Genomic DNA, 20,652 nt, shown 5'->3' on the forward strand with positions numbered 1-20,652 from the left:
GTTTGGCCTCAACGTGGCGGTAGCCACTCTTTATTGGTGTACGCCGTCAAAACGTGATCTTGCCACTTGCCGTCTATCAGCAGGTAATCCTTGGCGTAACCTTCGCGTTCGAATCCCAGTCGAGTCAGCAGTGCGCCGCTACGCTGGTTGTGCGGCATATAGTTGGCCATGATGCGGTGCATGCGCTGTTGGCGCAGCATATAACGAATGGCGGACTGCAAGGCCTCGAACATCAGCCCCTGCCCCTGCCATTTCTCCCCCAGCGAATAGCCGAGGAAACAGGCGTGAAACGAACCGCGCAGCACGTTGCTGAAATTCGCCACGCCGCGCACTTCCTGTTCTTCCGGATCGAGCAGGATAAAATAGTAGGCGCTGCCCTGCTTTTGCATTTCGGTGATCATGCCCAGCCGAGCCTGCCAGCCGGAGGGGTAACAGTGGCTTTCGTCGCGCACCGGCTCCCAGGGTTTGAGAAAGGTCCGGTTCTCGGCATAATAGTCCGCCAGGCGATAGGCATCCCGTTCATGCACTAAACGGACCACCATCCGGTCGGTAGTAAGACGTACTTTTGGCGATGCAGAGCGGTAGCCGAACATCATTTCCCCCGCAGTCAAAACGGTTCGATAAGAAGTATTTATTAGGAAGCCGTGCGGATAATTATCCTGTGCCGATCTTACGCCACGGCATTATTTTGCCAATCGCGCCGTCGAACCGCACTTTCCTGTCTTCAATATAACCGTTGCCCGCCCCCGAGGTAAAATCCCGGCCGCTCAGTAAATCGCCGAATGCGCGCTTTACGGCGTTTTTCCGCCAATTTTGCAGCGCAGATAACAGCTTGACGATAAAAAAATATTATCTACACCGCCCCTGTCGCCGCACGGAAATTGGGTAGAGAATGGAGAGGCTGTCTCCCCCTCTTTCTTAATTGCTCATGGTGAAGCATGTCTCTGGTGTCGCAAGCGCGCAGCTTGGGTAAATATTTTCTGTTGCTCGACAACCTGCTGGTGGTATTAGGCTTCTTTGTCGTGTTTCCGCTTATTTCGATTCGCTTTGTCGATCAGCTGGGATGGGCGGCGCTGATCGTCGGCATCGCGCTGGGTCTGCGTCAGCTGTTGCAGCAGGGGCTCGGCATCTTCGGCGGCGCCATCGCCGATCGTTTCGGCGCCAAACCGATGATCGTCACCGGCATGTTGTTGCGCGCCGCCGGTTTCGCCACCATGGCGATGGCCGATGAACCGTGGATCCTGTGGTTCTCCTGCGCGCTCTCCGCCCTCGGCGGCACGCTGTTCGATCCGCCGCGCACCGCTTTGGTGATCAAACTGACCCGCCCGCACGAACGCGGTCGCTTTTTCTCGCTGCTGATGATGCAGGACAGCGCCGGTGCGGTGGTCGGCGCGCTGATCGGCAGTTGGCTGCTGCAGTACGATTTCCACTTTGTCTGCTGGGTCGGGGCGGCGATCTTTGTGCTGGCCGCCGGCTGGAACGCCTGGTTGCTGCCGGCTTATCGCATCTCCACCGTGCGCGTACCGATGAAAGAAGGCATGCTGCGGGTCCTGCGCGATCGCCGTTTCCTCACCTATGTCCTGACGCTGACCGGCTACTATATGCTGGCGGTGCAGGTGATGCTGATGCTGCCGATCGTGGTCAACGAAATTGCCGGTTCGCCGGCGGCGGTCAAATGGATGTATGCGATCGAAGCCGCGCTATCGCTGTCGCTGCTCTATCCGCTGGCGCGCTGGGGAGAAAAACATTTTCGGCTTGAACAACGCCTGATGGCGGGCCTGCTGCTGATGACCCTCAGCCTGCTGCCGATCGGCCTGGCCACCAGTCTGCAGGGGGTGTTTACGCTGATCTGCTGCTTCTACCTGGGTTCAATCATCGCCGAACCGGCGCGCGAAACGCTGAGCGCTTCACTGGCCGATCCGCGGGCGCGCGGCAGCTACATGGGCTTCAGCCGTCTCGGTCTGGCGCTCGGCGGCGCGCTAGGTTATACCGGCGGCGGCTGGATGTACGATACCGGCCGGACGATGAACCTGCCGGAGCTGCCCTGGTTGCTGCTCGGTGCCGTCGGCTTCGCCACGCTGCTGGCGCTGTATTGGCAATTCAGCCCGCGGCGCAGCGCCTCTATGATGCTGCGCGGCGGTTGAGGCCATAGAAATCCGGCCGAATCGGCAGCAGCTGCTATCCTGTTAGTAAAAACACCTACAGGAGCCCGTCGGCATGATTGAAGAAGCGAAGTTACCGCAACTGCTCGAACATATGATATTGAACTTGCGCATGATCTATGCGCGCTCTACCCTGGTGGAAAAGGCGCTGGCCCAAATTATCGCCGGCGACAGCGCGCTGAAAAGCGATGTCATCAAGCAGCTGCAGATCGTCACCGCCGCCAACGAGCGCGATCAGCTCGATCTGGAACAGGCCCGCATTCACCTGATCGATGTGCTCAACTCGGTACCGGTCAAGAAATAACGCCCCTCGCCCGCGCCTGTTGCGCGGGCAATGTCGCAATAACGCACCATCCAACACACGCACTTCAAGACAGCCTCGGTAAGCTGTGGTAACTATTGCTGTTAAAACCTGACAACCCGGAGCAAGCATGAAACTGTTCATTTACGATCATTGCCCATTCTGCGTTAAAGCCCGCATGATTTTCGGCCTGAAGCACCTGCCGGTTCGCCTGGTCACGTTGCTCAACGACGATGAGACGACCCCGTTCACCCTGATCGGCAAAAAAATGGTGCCTATCCTGGTCAAAGACGACGGTGAAGCGATGGCGGAAAGCCTGGATATCGTACGCTATGTCGACGGTCTGGACGGCAAACCGGCGCTGACCGGCAACACCAACCCGGCCATCGCCGAGTGGCTGCAGCGGGTCGGCGGTTACAGCGCAAAACTGCTGTTGCCGCGCATTGCGCATGCCGACTTCGAAGAATTTGCCACCGACAGCGCCCGCCGTTACTTTATCGATAAAAAGCAGGCGTCAATCGGTGATTTTACCGAGCATCTCGCCAACAGTGCCGATCTGATCGCCGAGTTGGAAGCTGACCTGCACGCGCTGTCGCCGCTAATCGTCTCCGCCGAGGCGGTGAACGGCGAGCTGTCCGAGGACGACATTCACCTGTTCCCGCTGTTGCGTTCGCTATCGATCGTCGCCGGAGTTGCCCTGCCGGACAATGTTGAAGCCTATCGCAACCGCATGGCGCAGCGCAGCGAGGTGCCGTTGCTGCTGGATATGGAACAATAACGTTAGCAAGTCACAACAAGGACATGGCGTACTGATGTTGAAAATGGTGCTCGCCACCGCTCGCGACCGGGCGCGGCTGAAGGAAATTACCTCCGTTCTGATTCGTTACGGCCTGCAGGACGTTCTGCGCCTGCTGGGGCTGGGCGCTTTGTTGCGCGGCGCCCGCAGCGAGCCCGGCCGACAGGACGCGCAGACGCTGCCTGAACGGCTGCGCGAAGCGCTCGAGGCGCTGGGCCCTACCTTCGTCAAATTCGGCCAGATCCTGGCCACGCGCTCTGATCTCTTGGATCCGGCCTGGACCGATGAACTGGATCGCCTGCACAGCCAGGCGGCGGTGCTGCCATGGGAAACGCTCGCGCCGCAAATCATCGCCGATCTGGGCGGCGAGCCCGAGCAGCAGTTTGCCGAATTCGATCGTACCCCGCTGGCCGCCGCGTCGATGGCGCAAATCTACCGTGCGCGCCTGCACAGCGGCGAACAGGTGGTGGTAAAAGTGCTGCGGCCCGGACTGGCGAAAACCATCCACGCCGATCTGCGGCTGCTGGCTTCGCTGGCGGAGACCGTGGAACAGCAGAGCCCGGCGCTGGCGCGCTATCGACCGCGGCAGATGGTCAGAGCGCTGGCGACGGCGCTCAATCACGAACTGGATTTGACTCACGAAGGGCATAACTGCGATCGCGTCGCCGGGATGTTCGCTCATCAACCCGACGTCGTGGTGCCGAAAATCTATTGGCAATACTCTTCCCCCCGCCTGCTCGTGCAGGAATACTTGCCCGGCACCGCGCCGGAAAACCCTGAGCAGCTGGCGGCGGCGGGTTTTGACGGGCCGCTATTGGCGCAACGCGGCGCCCGCGCCTTTATGAGCATGGTGCTGGAGCACCGGCTGTATCACGCCGATCCGCACCCCGGCAACGTGATGGCGCTGAGCGGCGATCGCGTCGGCTTTATCGACTTCGGCATGGTTGGCCAGTTGTCAGAACGGCGGCGCAACCAGTTGCTGTTGCTGCTGCAAGCCATCGCCGAACGTCAGTCCGAGGGCATCGTCAACACGCTGATCGCCTGGTCGGACAGCGAACCGCTGGACCTGATGGATCTGGAGCTGGCGGCGCAAAACTTTCTCGACAAGCAGGCCGCCGCCACCCTTACGCTGGGTAAAGCCCTGACCGATCTGCTGGTGATGGCGCGCGAACACCAGCTGGCGCTGCCGCCCGATCTGGTGCTGCTGTTCAAGGCCTTGATCACCGCCGATGGCGTGCTGCACCGGCTGGATCCGGCCTTCGACATCGTCGCAACGCTCAAGCCGATGTTGCAACAAACGGCGCTGCGGCGCTACGCCCCCGACGCCGTGCGCCAGCGGCTGTTGGCTCTGGGCGGGGAAGCGCTCGACGCCGGAGAGGAGCTGCCGCAAACCTTGCGGCTGTTGGTTCGCCGCCTGAAGCGCGGGCAGCTCAATGCCGATATCAACGTCAGTAACCTCGGCCAGTTGAGCAAAGCGCTGGAACGCGCCGCCGTCACCCTGGCCATCGCCATCGTCACCGCCGCTTTCGCCCTGGGGCTGGCGCCTTATTTGATGCATTCGTCGCTGCGGCTGTGGGGCATTCCGCTGTTCCCGCTGTTGGGAGGCGCAGTCTGCCTGGCCGGGGTGATTCTGTTGGCACTGCGATTGCGGCGCTGACGCTTTCGGCGTTATCCGATAGGTCTTGCCCGCTTTTGCGCGCACTATCCTCCCCATCTCTCCGCCGGCCGTTTTCACGCGCAGGTGGAGCGTTTATAATGATTAATCAATTATCTGCAGCACTTTTCGCCAGCAGTCGCAATGAGGCATTAATGAAGAAGATCCTGATGGGCGCAGCCGCCCTGCTGTTCGCTGGCGTATTGGCCGGTTGCAACCAACTGACCCAGTACACCCTGAGCGAGCAGGAAGTGAATGATTACCTGCAGAAACACAACGACTATCAGAAACAGATCGGCGTGCCCGGTCTGGTGGACGCCAACATCGTGCTGACTCAGCTGCAAAGCCAGATTGGCCGCAGCGAACCGGGTAAAGTCACCCTTTCCGGCGACGCCAAGGTCAACATCACGTCGATTCTCGGCCCGCAGGCGGCGGACCTGAAGCTGACGCTGAAGGCGCAGCCGGTTTACGACCGAGCGCAGGGCGCCATTTACCTGAAGGACATGGAACTGACCGATTACAGCGTGCAGCCGGAAAAAATGCAGACGGTGATGAAAGCGCTGACGCCGTATCTGAACCAGTCGCTGAAATCCTACTTCGACCAAAAACCGGCCTATGTGCTGAACCCTGACAACAGCAAAACCGAAGCGCTGGCGAAAAAACTGGCGAAGGGGTTGGAAGTGAAGCCGGGTGAGTTGGTGATCCCGTTCAGCGACTGACGCCGCCCTGAAGCATCAAGCCCGCCGCCGGCGGGCTTTTTATTGCGGGTAAAGGTTACTGCGGCGCGCTGTAGGCGATTTCGCCGGTGTTGCAGTTGAGCGTCACGTTGTAGGTTTTATCTGCCTTGGTGCCACGCACCGTCAACGGCACCTGCCACACCTGATCCTTGCCGCTGATGGCATCCGGGCTGACCCAGGCAATCGGCGTTGCGGTACCCAACAGCTTTTTGTCCGACTCCCAGCGCGTGATGCGGTTCTGCAAGAAGTCGCGCTTGACCTGGGCGGCGATATCCGCCGGCTGCAGGCCCGCACACTGTCCCACCTTGGCGGTGCGCTGTTCGTGATCCTGCGCCCACACCGTCGTCGATGCTCCCACCATGGCCAACAAAGCGATAGCCAAACCCGTTTTTTTCATATGTCCTCCCGTTGTGATTAGCGCTATCCGGGCGCCCATCCCTGGCTCACAACAGGGTTTCGGCAAAGGATTACCGTTTGACGAACTCAATGACAAACAGCGCATCCAGGCCCGGATAGATTTCCTTGATCACCTGCTTCAACTCGCTGAGCGACATGTTCTCCTGCTGCGCGTGGCGTTCGGTCAGCGCATCCAGGCGCACCGGCGTTACCGACAACACTTCGATAAAGCAGAAGAATACGCCGTCCTCATTGCGGCTTACGCGCAGCACCTCGCCCGGTTCGAAATGCGATTCGCTGGCATCCCGAATGGTAATGGTTTTACGCCCGGCCAGAATGTCTTGCTCAAAACGGCTGAAGAAAGTTATTTCACGGCTCATTTTAGATCCTTTTTCATCACAACACCGCAACATAGGTCATTATGCCGCTTGCTTTTCTGACGCAGATCCCTCTTTTGAGTTAGACGGCGCTTTTTTCGCTTTGTTTTCCGCCGGTTTCTTGAGGGTTTCCGCCGGCGAAGCACCGCGCAGAATCAGACCCAGCGCGTCTTTATTTTCCGCCAGGAAGAAGCTCAGCCCTTCACGCTGTTCGTCATCCAGGCTCAGAGGTGCCTGCTGCAGCCACTCCCCGAGGTTGTCCGCCAGATCCAGCATTTTGTCGTAGGCGTCGGCTTCTTTCTTGCTCGCGAAAGTCATTTTTTCCTCACCGTTTCTCACCACCACATATTTAACTTCAACCGCCATGCGTGCGTCCTCAAATACTCAAATAACTGTAATTATATACAGTATAAATAGATAATGGCGGGAAGGCAAACCGCCGCCCGCCTTCGGCTTATTTCAGCAGCCGTACCTTGCAGCTTTTGCCTTTGATTTTACCCTGCTGCAGCTGTTGCAGCGCCTTGCGCGCGCTGGCCTTGCGAATAGCGACATAGGCGTGCACCGGGAACATGTCGATCTTGCCCACTTCCGCCGCCGTCAGCCCGGCGTCGCCGGTCAACGCGCCAAGGATATCGCCGGGACGGATTTTCGCCTTACGGCCGCCGTCGATGCACAGCGTCACCATCTCCGCCTCCAGCGAACCGCTCGCCGCCCCGCTCAGCTCGGACACCGGCGCCCAATCGACGCTCATCTGCAGATAATCTTCAATCGCGTGCGCCCGCGCCATTTCCTGCGGCGTGCACAGGCTGACCGCCAGTCCGCTCAGGCCGGCGCGGCCGGTGCGGCCAATGCGGTGCACATGCACTTCGGGATCGAACGCCAGCTCGTAGTTAACCACCAGCTCCAGCTCTTTGATATCCAGGCCGCGAGCGGCGACGTCGGTCGCCACCAACACCCGGCAACTGCGGTTGGCGAAACGTACCAACACCTGATCGCGATCGCGCTGCTCCAGATCGCCATGCAGCGCCAGTGCGCTGATGTTGCGGGCCTCCAGGGCTTCAAGCACAGTCTGGCAATCGCGCTTGGTATTGCAGAACACCACGCAGGACGCGGGTTGATGATGGCGAATCGCCGACACCAGCAGCGCCGGGCGCTGATCGCGGGTGGTCTCATAGAAACGTTGTTCGATGGAAGTCTGCGCTTCGCCATCGTCCACCTCGACGCTCAGCGGCTGGCGCTGAACGCGCTCGCTGATGCGCTCGATGCCCGCCGGATAAGTGGCGGAGAACAGCAACGTCTGGCGCTGCGGCGGCGTGTAGCTGATAACATCGTCGATATCGTCGGCAAACCCCATGTCCAGCATGCGATCGGCCTCATCCAGCACCAGCATTTTCAGCTCGTCCAACTGCAGCGTTTTCTTGCGCAGGTGCTCCTGGATACGGCCCGGCGTCCCCACCACGATGTGTGGCGCATGCACCAGTGAATCGAGCTGTGGCCCCATCGGCTGGCCGCCGCACAGCGTCAGGATCTTGATGTTCTGCGTGAAACGCGCCAGGCGGCGCAGCTCTTTGCTGACCTGATCGGCCAGCTCGCGGGTCGGGCAAAGCACCAGCGCCTGTGTGGCGACCTGACCGACGACGATGCTGTTCAGCAGGCCAATGCCGAACGCCGCCGTTTTACCGCTGCCGGTTTTCGCCTTGGCGCGCACGTCCCGCCCTTGCAGGATGGCGGGCAACGCGGCGGCCTGCACCGGCGTCATTTCGGCGTACCCCAGTTCGTTGAGGTTGGCCAACTGTTCGGCTGGCAGCGGCAGGGAAGAAAAAGAAACTGTGCTCACGGCGATAACTCTTATATGGCGAATGAAATGGCGGCGCGCCCGCAGGTTAGCGCCGAATCAGCGGTAAATGATAACAGAGATGGGCGGCGTTACGGGCTGCGGGCATAAAAAAACCCGCCGGCGGCGGGTTTCTTGGCAACGCTGTCGTTAAATAGCAACGACGTTGGCTGCAGCCGGGCCACGTTGGCTGTCCTGGATGGAGAACTCAACCTGCTGGCCTTCAGCCAGGGTCTTGAAACCATCGCTAACGATAGCGGAAAAATGCACGAAAACGTCTTTAGAGCCATCGGCAGGGGTAATGAAGCCGAAACCTTTGCTTTCGTTGAACCATTTAACGTGACCAGTGATCTTGCTCATTTGTGTTTCCTTTACTTGATAAACCTGCCTTGACGGCACGAGACGCGAAAACCTTGTGATAAGTAGGCCTTCTTTCGCCGTCGGTTATTAACGCATAATCGCCCATGCAGGGCAAATATTTCTGCTTGTTATAAAAACAGTCAGTTAGCAACAAAACTGGCGCGACGGCTGTGCACGCAATCGTTTTCGTATATACTGCCCGCCGATCATCAATCCGCTTACTTTCACCGATCCAGGTACGAAACTATGTTAACGATTGGAACCGCCCTGCGCCCTTCCGCCACCCGCGTCATGTTGCTCGGCTCCGGCGAGTTGGGCAAAGAAGTCGCCATTGAATGCCAGCGCCTAGGTCTGGAAGTGATCGCCGTCGATCGCTACGCCGATGCGCCCGCCATGCATGTGGCGCACCGCAGCCACGTCATCAATATGCTGGACGGCGACGCGCTGAAAGCCGTTATCGAACAAGAACGGCCGGACTATATCGTTCCCGAAATCGAAGCGATCGCCACCGCCATGCTGGTGGAGCTTGAACATCAAGGGCACCGCGTCGTGCCCTGCGCCGAAGCCACGCGCCTGACCATGAACCGCGAAGGCATTCGCCGTCTGGCGGCGGAAGATCTCGGTTTGCCCACCTCGAGCTATCGCTTTGCCGACAGCGAGGCCGCCTTCCGCCAGGCGGTTGAACATATCGGCTACCCGTGCATCGTCAAACCGGTGATGAGCTCCTCCGGTAAAGGCCAAAGCCTGATCCGCACGCCCGACCAGTTGCAACAGTCCTGGGATTATGCCCAACAGGGCGGCCGGGCCGGCGGCGGCAGAGTGATCGTCGAAGGGCTGGTAAGATTTGACTTTGAAATTACGCTGCTGACCATCAGCGCAGTGGATGGCGTGCATTTCTGCGAGCCGATCGGGCATCGTCAGGAAGACGGAGATTATCGCGAATCCTGGCAGCCGCAGCGCATGTCGGCCACGGCGCTGAACCGCGCTCAGGCGATCGCGGAGAAAGTCGTGAAAGCCCTGGGCGGTTTCGGCCTGTTCGGCGTGGAGCTGTTCGTCTGTGGCGACGACGTGATCTTCAGCGAAGTGTCGCCACGCCCGCATGATACCGGCATGGTCACTTTGATTTCACAGGATCTGTCCGAGTTCGCCCTGCACGTTCGCGCGTTTCTCGGCTTGCCGATCGGCGCCATTCGCCAGTTCGGCCCTTCCGCCTCGGCGGTGATCCTGCCGCAGCTCACCAGCAGCGATGTGCGTTTCAGCGGGTTGGAAAACGCATTGCGCGGGCACAACCAGCTGCGTCTGTTCGGCAAACCGGAAATCGCCGGGCAACGCCGTCTTGGCGTTGCGCTGGCCACCGCGGACACCACTGAACACGCGGTGGAGCGAGCGAAGCAGGCCGCCGCCGCCGTGGCGGTTGAAAGCTGAAACTGACGGGGCCGCTTACGCAGCCCCGATAACATCAATAATCTTCGTCTTCTTCGGCATCGTCATCCAACGACGCATCCGGCGCGACTTCATGCTGCTCGTCTTCATCATCGTCATCGAACAATACCGCAACCTGAGCGCCCTGATGCTTCTCACGAATTTCCTGCGCAACGCGAGCAATCGCTTCACCGCTGCTCATGCCCTGCTCCATCAGTTGATGGATGCGATCCGCCGCTTCCTGCTGCTCCGCGTGACTCAGTAATGGCATACCTGCATGCATGTGTCGTTCTCTCCGGCAAAAGGGAGAAGGAGTATACGCGCTAATGCGGCGGATCCCAAGCCTCAGGCCGGTTGCGAACAGCCGTTATCGCTGCGCCACTGCTTCAGACGATGCCGCCACAGCATGACATGCCACCCCTGCTTCACGCCGCGCGCATTGGCGGACATCGCTCTGTCGATGCCGCGCTGATAAAACTCTTCGGTAATATGATTCTGGGCAAGCGGATCCGGCTCACGACGAATGCTGTGGCAAATGCCCAACGCTTCGCGGGTGATTTGCCAGTGGAAAGCCGGACGAATGGCAATGCTGCCTGCATAGCGCAAGTTGAGGCGCTCCAGCATTTCGACGATTTTCATATAGTGGCGTTGATAATCCACGTTTGCTTTGCCGGTGCGGCGACGATTGCTGATCGACTTGTCGTGCACCCGTTGACGGTACAGCGGCGTGCTTAAATACTTGACCCGCTGGGCATTAAACATGACTTCGGTCGTCCAGGGAATATCCTGATGATGTAACCCTGGTTCAAAATAAAGCTGATGCCGGCGGATAAAATCGAGGCGATATATCGCCAGCCATACAACGTGAATAAATTTTCGCGATTTCAATGCCCGTTCGAACCACTGTACGCCGGTGATAACATCGGTGGTCTGTAAACGCTCTTGGGGAAAGATCGGCTGTAATTCGTCTTCACTGGCGAAATAGCGCTCGCCATTGCATTGCATCACGTCTAATTGATGCAGCTCGGCCTGTTCCAACAGCGTGGAATACATTTCTGGCGCCAACAGATCGTCGGCATCAGGAAACGCCACATATTTGCCCCGGGCGACGGCAAGACCGGCATTACGCGCATTGGAAACGCCGCCGTTGGCCTGATCGATCACTCTAATATGCGAATGCTGCGCCGCGTAACGGTGCGCAGTCTCACCCGAGCCGTCGGTAGAACCATCATTGACGATGATCACCTCCAACCGTTGTTCGCGCTGCGCCAACAACGAGGCCAGGAAGGGTTCCAGTAATTCTCCCGCATTATGCATCGGGACAATAACGCTCAGCATTAACGACATAGGCAGCTCTTCAATGATAATGTAACAAAATAATAATTTTATTTTTTTAGATAAAACCCACCCGTTCAGCGCTGGAGGAAAATGGCTGCTGATAAGGCACAGGCATTTCCAATACAGGCCAAATAAGATTAGTCTTATTTTTCTCTTTTCATGCTACGGGCAAGAAACGTTATATAATCAACCGTTAATCCAAAAATAATCGCCTCGCCCTCTCAATACCGGGCGGTGCATCCCTTTCTCTTTTTTTTGATAACGAAGAGAAACAGTAAATTTGCGAAATTAACGAGTAATCTTTATATTCTTCGGGTTGCGCGCCCTCGATTGAAATACTTCCAGCTAACTTTAACGCTGAATTTTTAACATATTGAAGTCTAGTTAATGGCGCAAAAAATGCCTTATTTAAGGTCTATTGAGCTGCTGTTTATGTGAACTGTGCTTCATGTCGCGCATGGCAAGACATGCATGCCGCGGCCGTCTATGGCACACTAACGGCCGATATCGCCGCCCCCACAGCCAGGTTTATTGACGTTCATGAGCGTAACAGCCCCAAACATAAAGTCTTTGCCTTACAGCCGCAGCGCCCTGATGACGCTTTTCGCCCCGCTTTCATCCTCCCCTTGGGCGATGCTGCTGCATTCGGGGTTTGCCGAGCATTCGCATAACCGCTTCGATATCCTGGTCGCTGAGCCGCGCGTTACGCTCACCACCCATGGCGCCACCACCGAGATTTGTTGTGACGGCGTCACAAGCCTGTCTGAGGAAGATCCGTTTGCCCTGCTGCAACAACAGCTGGCGACGCAAGGCTGGCAGCCGGCCTTCAATCCAGATCTGCCGTTTCAGGGCGGCGCCCTGGGGCTATTCGGCTACGATCTCGGGCGCCGGGTGGAAACTTTGCCACAGTTGGCCGACGCCGATCTCACTTTGCCGGATATGGCGGTAGGCATTTATGACTGGGCGCTTATCGCCGACCACCGGTTGCAAACGCTGACGCTGCTCAGCTATGGCGACGTGGAACAGCGCTGGCGCTGGCTCAATAATCAAACCGCGCCGACGGAACGCCCTTTTGCGCTGCTGAGCGACTGGCGCGCCAATATGAGCCGGCGGCAGTACGGCGAGAAATTCCAACGCATCCAGCACTACCTGCACAACGGAGATTGCTACCAAATTAATCTGGCGCAGCGATTCTCCGCCGACTATCAAGGGGACGAATGGCAGGCATTTTGCCGCTTGAGCGCCAGCAACCGCGCGCCCTTCTCCGCTTTCCTGCGCCTGCCGCACAACAGCGTGCTGAGCGTCTCTCCCGAACGCTTCCTGTGGCTGGAACAACAGCGCATCCAAACCCGCCCGATCAAAGGCACACTGCCGCGGCTGGCGGACGCGGAACAAGACGCCGCGCAGGCTCGCCGCCTGGCGGATTCTCCCAAGGATCGCGCCGAAAATCTGATGATCGTCGATCTGCTGCGTAACGATATCGGCCGTGTCGCCCAACCCGGCAGCGTACGGGTGCCGCAACTGTTCGCCGTGGAGCCATTCCCGGCGGTACACCACCTGGTAAGCACCATTACCGCGATCTTGCCGAACCAGGCCTCAGCCACCGCGTTGCTGCGCGCCTGCTTCCCCGGCGGGTCGATCACCGGCGCCCCCAAGGTGCGCGCGATGGAAATCATCGAAGAACTGGAGCCGCAGCGCCGCAATGCCTATTGCGGCAGCATCGGCTATCTGAGCGCCTGCGGCACCATGGACACCAATATCACTATCCGCACGCTCGTCACCGAAAACGGGCGCATCCACTGCTCCGCCGGCGGCGGCATCGTGGCGGATAGCGAGGAACAGGCGGAATACCAGGAAACCTTCGACAAGGTAGGCCGCATTCTGCCGCAGCTTGGGGAGTGTGAGCTGTCGTGATCCCATCGAATTCACCAGCCTCTCTGCACGCCTTTATCAGCCGTTTTCAGCTGCAGCTGCCGCAGGCGGCGCAGATCTCGCACAACGTGCGCCCGGCGGCGGTGTTGATCCCGATTATCTGTCGCTCAGAGCCAACGCTGCTGTTGACTCGCCGCGCCGACTCGCTGCGCAAACATGCCGGCCAAGTGGCCTTCCCCGGCGGCAAAACCGACGCCGAAGATGGCTCGGCGATCGTCACGGCGCTGCGCGAGGCGCACGAAGAGGTAGCGATACCGCCGCAAGCGGTGACCGTACTCGGCCAAATGGCGCCGCTCGACAGCAGCACCGGATTTCAAGTCACGCCTATCGTCGGCCTGATCCCGCCGGAGGTGCAGTTCCGGGCCAATGAAGGCGAAGTGGCGGACGTGTTTGAGATGCCCCTGCGGGAGGCGCTGACCCTGTCGCGTTACTATCCGCTCGATATTCATCGCGCCGGGCATACGCACCGCATCTATCTCTCCTGGTATCACAGCCAGTTTATCTGGGGGCTGACCGCCGCCATCATTCGACGTCTGGCGCAACAGGTCAGCATTTAGCTTCCATTGCGTGATCTGACTCGCAATCTGGCATGACTATCGGCTTTCCGCTGCGGGTAAAGCGATCGAAATCACTTCATTTGATCGCTTTTTCAACTACCGTTGCGGTTGAATGGTTTTAAAAAAACTGTAAACCCTCTCTTAAACCTTACGAAATACCTGTAAAATACCACCGTCCGAGATAAACCACTGTAGAAACAGGGATTAAGCCGGCGGCGCTCAGCAAGGAAAAGCGGGCGCGATTACCGTTAATGGAGCTTGGGCGAAAGCGGATGCCACGCACAAGGGTTCGCCCCGGGTAATCAGTAAAAAAAGTGACACCACGGATTATTTAATTTCATGCGAAAAAGGCAGCCGAACCCGCACGGCCCTTTTACAATATCGCTGTTCCCTGCGTGGTTTTTAACCGCCGCAGCCATAACAATACGTCTCTTTAAGGAGTTTTAGCGTGATTAGCGTTTTCGACATGTTTAAGATCGGCATCGGCCCGTCCAGCTCTCATACGGTTGGACCGATGAAAGCCGGCAAACAGTTTGTCGACGATCTGGTAAATAAAGGCCTGATGCCTTCTATCACGCGTGTTGCCGTAGACGTTTACGGCTCACTCTCATTGACCGGCAAAGGTCACCATACCGATATCGCCATCATTCTCGGCCTGGCCGGCAACATGCCGGACACCGTCGATATCGATAGCATTCCGGGTTTTATTCGCGATGTAGAACAACGTCAACGCCTGATGCTGGCCAACGGCCTGCATGAAGTCGATTTCCCACGCGACGGCGGCATGGTCTTCCGCAGCGACAACCTGCCGCTGCATGAAAACGGCATGCAGGTTCACGCCTTCGCCGGCGATAAAGAAGTGTACAGCAAGACCTATTACTCCATCGGCGGCGGTTTCATCGTCGACGAGGAGAACTTCGGCAAGGCAGCCGAGCAAGAACTGCAAATGCCTTATCCGTTCAACTCCGCGCGCGAAATGCTCGACCACTGCCGCGAGACAGGGCTGTCGCTGTCCGGCATGGTGATGCAGAACGAACTGGCGCTGCACAGCAAACAAGAGATCGACACCTACTTTGGTAACGTCTGGCAAACCATGCGCGCCTGTATCGATCGCGGTCTGAACACCGAAGGCGTGCTGCCGGGGCCGCTGCGCGTACCGCGCCGCGCCTCCGCGCTGCGCCGCATGCTGGTGGCGTCGGACAAACTGTCCAACGATCCGATGAACGTGATCGACTGGGTCAACATGTTCGCACTGGCGGTTAACGAAGAAAACGCCGCCGGCGGCCGCGTGGTCACTGCGCCAACCAACGGCGCCTGCGGCATCGTGCCTGCCGTGCTGGCTTACTACGATCACTTCATTGAGTCTGTCAGCCCCGACATTTACATCCGTTACTTTATGGCAGCGGGTGCGATCGGTGCGCTGTACAAGATGAACGCCTCCATTTCCGGCGCCGAAGTCGGCTGCCAGGGGGAAGTGGGCGTCGCCTGCTCCATGGCGGCGGCCGGCCTGGCCGAACTGCTGGGTGGCAGCCCTGAGCAAGTGTGCGTGGCGGCAGAGATCGGCATGGAACACAACCTGGGGCTGACCTGTGACCCGGTCGCCGGCCAGGTGCAGGTGCCGTGCATCGAGCGCAACGCCATCGCCTCGGTCAAAGCGATCAACGCCGCCCGCATGGCTCTGCGCCGCACCAGCGAACCGCGCGTTTCGCTGGATAAGGTGATCGAAACCATGTACGAGACCGGTAAAGACATGAACGCCAAATACCGTGAAACCTCTCGCGGCGGCCTGGCGATCAAGGTGCAATGCGACTGACAGACAACCCCGCCGCCGGCGGGGTTTTTTATGGGTAATCAACTCATTGGCCGCTTTAGTGACAATGTCACCAAAAATATCCTGCATTTTTCTCATCGATCCGACGGTTAGCCTGCAAATTGGCCTTCTGTTTTACCAAACTGAAATAATTTACTGAGTTACCATCAATCTTGTATAACCTCAGGCTAGAATTAGCCGAGCGCAACTTAAGGATCTATGGTCTGACTGTGACTCGGAGCTGGATTACCGAACAAGGATTTACCGGATGTTGATGACCCACCTCGCCGCGTCCCGATATCGTTACTACCGTTGGCTGCTGGCCGGAGCGGTGGGCGTGGCTATTCTGTTGGTATCGCTGTATACCCGTTACTATCAAGAGGTCAAAAGCATCGAACAGAGCCAACAGACGTTGGCCACCCGTACCGTTGGCAAGATCAACCAACTGTTGAGCCCGGCGCAGCTACAGGCGGAACGCAGTATGGATATGCTGGATCAGCCCTGCGAGAACGTCTCATCGACCCTGCGTTTTCGCGCCGCGCAAAATCAGGCGCTGCGCGCCATGCTGCTGGTGAAAAACGGCATCATTTACTGCTCCAGCCTGTTCGGCGCCCGCCATTATCAGATGGCCGCAGTGATGCCCACCCTGGTCAACAGCAACGCCCGGTTGGCGCTGCGCCCTTCGCTGGCGGTCAGCAAAGGTCTCCCCACGTTAGTATTGTGGACGCCATCCCCCACCGATAAAACCAGCGGCGTGCTGCACGTCTTCAATATCGAACTGCTGTCCAACTTTTTACTCGAGCCGCAGGAACCTTATGTTCAGCGAGTGGTGCTGAACGTCGCCGACAGCAGCCTGGAGTATGGCCGCCGTGAAATATTGAGCCGCGATACCCTGACTAACGATCTGCGCTACACCGCCGGTTCCGCGCTGTACCCCTTCTCGATTTCACTGTTCGGGCCACAGATTGGCATGCTCGCGCTTTCCGCGCTGCCGCGCCATATTCCGCTGGCGCTGCTGATCAGCCTGCTGGCAGCCTATGTGGTCTATCTGCTTACCGCTAACCGCATGAGCCTGTCTTACCACATCGGCCATGCCATCACCCATCGGGAATTTCGCGTCTACTGCCAGCCGATCATCCACAGCGACACCGGGCGCTGCGCCGGCGTCGAGATGCTGCTGCGTTGGAAAAAGAAGCGGCAGGGATGGATCTCGCCCGACGTATTTATCCCATTGGCCGAACAGCATGAGCTGATCATTCCGCTCACCCGCTATCTGCTGAACACCGTGACGGAAAACCTGCAGCTGTTCCCGCCGCGGCCGTCGTTTTACATCAGCATCAACGTCGCCGCCGAGCACTTTAAAACGCTCGATATCATCGACGATATCCGTCAGATTTGGCTGCCGGCGCACCCGATGCCGTCACTGATGCTGGAGCTGACCGAGCGCACCGCACTGTCGGCGATCCAGTACGACCAGATCCGCACGCTGAAAGACATGGGCATCATGCTGGCTATCGACGACTTCGGCACCGGCCACAGTTCGCTGAGCTACCTGAAAAATCTCAGCCCGGACGTGTTGAAGATCGACCGCGGGTTTACCGCCGCCATCGGCACCGACGCGGTCAACGCCACGGTAACCGACACCATCATTACGCTGGCGCAGCGCCTGAAGTTGAAACTGGTGGCCGAAGGGGTAGAAACGGCGGAGCAGGCCGACTATTTGCGCTCGCGTGAGGTCAATGCCCTACAGGGGTATTATTTCGCCAAGCCGATGCCGATCCACGTTTTCCCGCTGTGGTTACAGCAGTACGAATCGCGCGTCAGGAAAGCAGAAGAGAATACGCCGGAGGCCTGAGCCTCCGGCGGGAAGGTTACGAATGCGTTGATTCGTCAAACACGACGCGGGTCACGCGCACCAGTTCGATGCGGTATTCGGAGACCTCGACGATATCGAAACGCAGGTGGTTCAACTCGATGGTATCCCCCGCTACCGGCATCTGGCCATAATGGGCCAACAGCAGCCCCGCCAGAGTGGCGTAGTCGGCGGTAGGACTGACCAGGTCATCGCAGGCCAGGGCCTGCTCCAGCGAGTGCAGGTCGGTCCCGCCCTTCACCAGCCAGCCGTCGCCTTCCGCCACGATGTCAGGCGTTTCATCTTCGTCCGGGAATTCACCGGCAATCGCCTCCAGCACGTCCAGCGGCGTCACCAGCCCCTGCACCACGCCGAATTCGTTGGTGACCACCACCAGACGTCCTTTGGCGCGACGCAGCACCGCCAGCAGCTTGATGACATCCATGGTTTCCGGCACCACGATCGGCGGCGTGCGGGCAGCGAACTCGGCGATATCTTCACCCTGTTCCAGCGCCACCAGCAGATCCTTGGCGCGCACAACGCCGACAATCTCATCCACCGACTCGCGGCATACCGGGAACAGGCTGTGCGGCGTATCCAGCAGCTGTGCGCGCACCTCTTCGCGAGAACGCTCGCAGTCGACCCAGGAGATCTCGGTGCGCGGCGTCATCACGCTGCGCAATGAGCGCGAGGCCAGCGTCAGCACGCCGCTGATCATATAACGCTCTTCCGCCGCAAAGGTTTCATCCCTCGGCAACGCGACCGCGTCGTCCGTCTGCTGCGCACGCTGCTGCCCCATCAGGCGCATGATCGCTTCCGCGGTGCGCTCGCGCATCGGGCGACGCGCCTGATGCTTAATGAAGTTACGGCGCGCGATCTGGTTGAACAATTCAATCAGGATCGAGAAGCCAATCGCGGCATACAGATAGCCTTTAGGAATGTGCAAGCCGAAGCCTTCGGCGATCAGGCTCAGGCCGATCATCAACAGGAAGCTCAGGCACAGCACCACGATGGTCGGGTGCGCGTTGACAAAGTTGGTCAACGGCTTGGATGCCAGCAGCATCACCGCCATTGCGATCACCACTGCCGCCATCATCACCGGCAGATCGTTCACCATGCCCACGGCGGTGATCACCGCATCGAGCGAGAACACCGCGTCCAGAATCACGATCTGTACCACCACCGCCCAGAACTTGGCGTAGCCGCGGTTGGCGCCGTCCTGATGCGACTGCCCCTCCAACCGTTCATGCAGCTCCATGGTGGCCTTGAACAGCAGGAATACCCCGCCGAACAGCAGAATAAGATCGCGGCCGGAAAAACTGAAATCGCCTACGCTGAACAGCGGCGTGGTCAGCGTCACCATCCAGGAGATCACCGACAGCAGGCCCAAACGCATCAACAAGGCCAGCGACAGGCCGATGATGCGCGCTTTATCGCGCTGCTTCGGCGGCAGCTTGTCGGCCAATATGGCGATGAACACCAGGTTGTCGATGCCCAGCACGATTTCCAGCACCACCAACGTAAGCAACCCCGCCCAAATAGAGGGGTCCATTAAAAATTCCATATCAGACTCCAGAGAAAAGTGGGAATGAGCGCAGGCCGCTCAGACGTGACGATGCCGCCGCTGCATGGGCGCAGTCGACAATAGCAAGGTGACGGAATGGGGTTACCGGGAGGTGGCCGGACGGCCGAACAGCATATGTAACGCCAGCAGGTGGCGGGTGAAACCTGGAAAAACAGTAACTTCGGTGACAGTCCATAGGGAGGGCTGAGGCCCTTCACTCCTTAGTGATGAAAGAGGAAATTACTGTATCAGGATTTTTCTGGGGGACAAAGCGGCTTTTTCAACGACGGTTTAGGATGACACTCCGTCATCTCCCCCATGACAGCTAAGATTTCTCCGAGCATTCAATAGCGGAGCAACGTCACAAAAAATATTTTTTCACTCACTAAAATAAATGGCGCGTTCGTGAAATATCGCGCACAGGCATTTGAAACTGCGTGAGAAATGTTAGGGGTGCGTTTCTTTTTTTCTACCATAATGTATCTGAACCGCGGAAGTGACTGCCAAAACGGCGCGGAGGAACGACACAAACCGCGCCTGGAGTTCAACGAGGAGGTAGCGAGTGGCAATAGCTATTATCATCGGCACACACGGGGCTGCAGCGGAACAACTGCTGAAAACGGCGGAGATGCTATTGGGCGAGCAGGACAACGTCGCCTTTATAGACTTCGTTCCCGGTGAGAATGCCGAAACGTTAATCGTCAAATACAATGAAAAAATCAGTGGGTTGGATACCAGCGGCGGCGTGCTGTTCCTGGTGGATACCTGGGGCGGTAGCCCGTTCAACGCCGCCAGCCGTATTGCGGTCGACAAAGAACACTATGAGGTCGTCACCGGAGTCAACATTCCGATGCTGGTGGAAACCTTCATGGCGCGGGACGACAACCCCGCTTTCGATGAACTGGTGGCGCTGGCGTTGGAAACCGGCCGCGAAGGCGTGAAAGCGCTGAAAAAACCGCAGGAAGAACCCGCAAAACCCGCAGCACCCGTCGCCAAAGCCGCTGCCCCTCAGGCGCCGCTGGGGCCGAACGACCACATGAAAATCGGCCTGGCGCGCATCGATGACCGCTTAATTCACGGTCAGGTCGCCACCCGCTGGACCAAAGAGACCAACGTCAGCCGCATCATCGTCGTCAGCGACGAAGTCGCTGCCGACCATGTGCGCAAAACTCTGCTGACTCAGGTCGCCCCGCCGGGCGTCACCGCCCACGTGGTGGACGTGGCGAAGGCCATCCGCGTCTGGAACAACCCGAAATACGCCAACGACCGCGTGATGCTGCTGTTTACCAACCCGACCGACGTCTGGCGGTTGGTGGAAGGCGGCGTGGATATCAAATCTGTCAACATCGGCGGCATGGCGTTCCGTCAGGGGAAAACCCAGGTGAACAACGCCGTATCCGTCGATGAAAAAGATATCGAAGCGTTTAAGAAACTGAACGATCGCGGTATCGAGCTGGAGGTGCGCAAGGTCTCGTCCGACAGCCGGCTAAAAATGATGGACCTGATTAACAAACTCAATTAGTGGCGCCAGCCGCTGATTATTTTACTCAGAGCTTTTTT

Annotated in this window: 20 protein-coding genes; 11 read left to right on the forward strand and 9 right to left on the reverse strand. The window is 58.4% G+C overall.

Features of this window, described 5'->3' with window-relative positions; genetic code table 11:
- Positions 1-8: 8 nt before the first annotated feature.
- A complete protein-coding gene (gene rimJ, locus GKN89_RS03415; RefSeq protein WP_025159814.1) occupies positions 9-593 on the reverse strand; it encodes a ribosomal protein S5-alanine N-acetyltransferase in 585 nt (194 codons plus the stop codon).
- A 345-nt stretch (positions 594-938) separates the two neighbouring features.
- Here rimJ and mdtH point away from each other — a divergent pair, with 345 nt between their 5' ends.
- From mdtH to GKN89_RS03440, 5 genes are all read left to right on the forward strand, one after another.
- Positions 939-2,144 carry a multidrug efflux MFS transporter MdtH gene (mdtH, locus tag GKN89_RS03420; protein WP_074054003.1) on the forward strand — a complete coding sequence of 402 codons (1,206 nt, stop codon included), beginning with the start codon at positions 939-941 and terminating at the stop codon, positions 2,142-2,144.
- Between the two features lie 73 nt (positions 2,145-2,217).
- Positions 2,218-2,466: a hypothetical protein gene (locus GKN89_RS03425; RefSeq protein ID WP_019452827.1), complete on the forward strand. Its 249-nt coding sequence runs from the start codon at positions 2,218-2,220 to the stop codon at positions 2,464-2,466.
- A 127-nt stretch (positions 2,467-2,593) separates the two neighbouring features.
- A complete protein-coding gene (gene grxB, locus GKN89_RS03430; RefSeq protein WP_063918491.1) occupies positions 2,594-3,241 on the forward strand; it encodes a glutaredoxin 2 in 648 nt (215 codons plus the stop codon).
- Between the two features lie 34 nt (positions 3,242-3,275).
- On the forward strand, positions 3,276-4,916 hold the full coding sequence (locus GKN89_RS03435) for an AarF/ABC1/UbiB kinase family protein (RefSeq protein WP_154746343.1): 1,641 nt from the start codon (positions 3,276-3,278) through the stop codon (positions 4,914-4,916).
- A 152-nt stretch (positions 4,917-5,068) separates the two neighbouring features.
- Entirely contained in the window at positions 5,069-5,632 is a 564-nt protein-coding gene (locus GKN89_RS03440; protein WP_004927555.1) for a lipoprotein, read from the forward strand.
- 55 nt (positions 5,633-5,687) lie between these two features.
- Here the strand turns inward: GKN89_RS03440 and yebF are convergent, their stop codons facing one another.
- From yebF to cspC, 5 genes are all read right to left on the reverse strand, one after another.
- Positions 5,688-6,047 (reverse strand): protein YebF, encoded by a 360-nt coding sequence (gene yebF, locus GKN89_RS03445; RefSeq protein ID WP_019452830.1) that lies wholly within the window; start codon positions 6,045-6,047, stop codon positions 5,688-5,690.
- Between the two features lie 70 nt (positions 6,048-6,117).
- Positions 6,118-6,426, reverse strand: a complete 309-nt coding sequence (gene yqfB, locus GKN89_RS03450) for a N(4)-acetylcytidine aminohydrolase (protein ID WP_060423960.1) — start codon at positions 6,424-6,426, stop codon at positions 6,118-6,120.
- A 39-nt stretch (positions 6,427-6,465) separates the two neighbouring features.
- On the reverse strand, positions 6,466-6,789 hold the full coding sequence (locus GKN89_RS03455) for a YebG family protein (RefSeq protein ID WP_019452832.1): 324 nt from the start codon (positions 6,787-6,789) through the stop codon (positions 6,466-6,468).
- 88 nt (positions 6,790-6,877) lie between these two features.
- On the reverse strand, positions 6,878-8,260 hold the full coding sequence (gene dbpA / locus GKN89_RS03460) for an ATP-dependent RNA helicase DbpA (protein WP_025159815.1): 1,383 nt from the start codon (positions 8,258-8,260) through the stop codon (positions 6,878-6,880).
- A 147-nt stretch (positions 8,261-8,407) separates the two neighbouring features.
- Positions 8,408-8,617, reverse strand: coding sequence for a cold shock-like protein CspC (gene cspC / locus GKN89_RS03465; protein WP_004927572.1), 210 nt, complete (start codon positions 8,615-8,617; stop codon positions 8,408-8,410).
- 246 nt (positions 8,618-8,863) lie between these two features.
- On the opposite strand from cspC, the gene purT reads away from it, so the two are divergent.
- Complete coding sequence (gene purT / locus GKN89_RS03470; protein WP_154746345.1) at positions 8,864-10,042, forward strand: formate-dependent phosphoribosylglycinamide formyltransferase; 1,179 nt, start codon at positions 8,864-8,866, stop codon at positions 10,040-10,042.
- Positions 10,043-10,076: 34 nt separating this feature from the next.
- Here the strand turns inward: purT and GKN89_RS03475 are convergent, their stop codons facing one another.
- Positions 10,077-10,322, reverse strand: a complete 246-nt coding sequence (locus GKN89_RS03475; RefSeq protein ID WP_063918495.1) for a YoaH family protein — start codon at positions 10,320-10,322, stop codon at positions 10,077-10,079.
- A gap of 62 nt (positions 10,323-10,384) precedes the next feature.
- Positions 10,385-11,386: a glycosyltransferase gene (locus GKN89_RS03480; protein ID WP_154746346.1), complete on the reverse strand. Its 1,002-nt coding sequence runs from the start codon at positions 11,384-11,386 to the stop codon at positions 10,385-10,387.
- Positions 11,387-11,917: 531 nt separating this feature from the next.
- Between GKN89_RS03480 and pabB the strand changes: the two genes are divergently transcribed.
- The 4 genes from pabB to GKN89_RS03500 all read left to right on the forward strand — a co-directional run bounded on the left by pabB (position 11,918) and on the right by GKN89_RS03500 (position 17,531).
- Positions 11,918-13,291, forward strand: a complete 1,374-nt coding sequence (gene pabB / locus GKN89_RS03485) for an aminodeoxychorismate synthase component 1 (RefSeq protein ID WP_154746347.1) — start codon at positions 11,918-11,920, stop codon at positions 13,289-13,291.
- Positions 13,288-13,866 (forward strand): CoA pyrophosphatase, encoded by a 579-nt coding sequence (locus tag GKN89_RS03490; RefSeq protein ID WP_063918497.1) that lies wholly within the window; start codon positions 13,288-13,290, stop codon positions 13,864-13,866. The genes pabB and GKN89_RS03490 overlap by 4 nt, the downstream gene beginning before the upstream one ends.
- A gap of 448 nt (positions 13,867-14,314) precedes the next feature.
- Positions 14,315-15,679 carry an L-serine ammonia-lyase gene (gene sdaA / locus GKN89_RS03495; protein ID WP_025159820.1) on the forward strand — a complete coding sequence of 455 codons (1,365 nt, stop codon included), beginning with the start codon at positions 14,315-14,317 and terminating at the stop codon, positions 15,677-15,679.
- A gap of 265 nt (positions 15,680-15,944) precedes the next feature.
- Positions 15,945-17,531 carry an EAL domain-containing protein gene (locus GKN89_RS03500; RefSeq protein WP_019452840.1) on the forward strand — a complete coding sequence of 529 codons (1,587 nt, stop codon included), beginning with the start codon at positions 15,945-15,947 and terminating at the stop codon, positions 17,529-17,531.
- A gap of 16 nt (positions 17,532-17,547) precedes the next feature.
- Here GKN89_RS03500 and GKN89_RS03505 read toward each other — a convergent pair whose 3' ends face one another.
- On the reverse strand, positions 17,548-19,092 hold the full coding sequence (locus GKN89_RS03505; protein WP_063918498.1) for a TerC family protein: 1,545 nt from the start codon (positions 19,090-19,092) through the stop codon (positions 17,548-17,550).
- A 562-nt stretch (positions 19,093-19,654) separates the two neighbouring features.
- Between GKN89_RS03505 and manX the strand changes: the two genes are divergently transcribed.
- Entirely contained in the window at positions 19,655-20,614 is a 960-nt protein-coding gene (manX, locus tag GKN89_RS03510; RefSeq protein ID WP_025159821.1) for a PTS mannose transporter subunit IIAB, read from the forward strand.
- The last annotated feature ends 38 nt before the right edge of the window (positions 20,615-20,652 follow it).

Origin of the sequence: Serratia sp. YC16 (genome assembly GCF_009707615.1) — a bacterium.
Taxonomy (GTDB): Bacteria; Pseudomonadota; Gammaproteobacteria; order Enterobacterales; family Enterobacteriaceae; genus Serratia; species Serratia surfactantfaciens.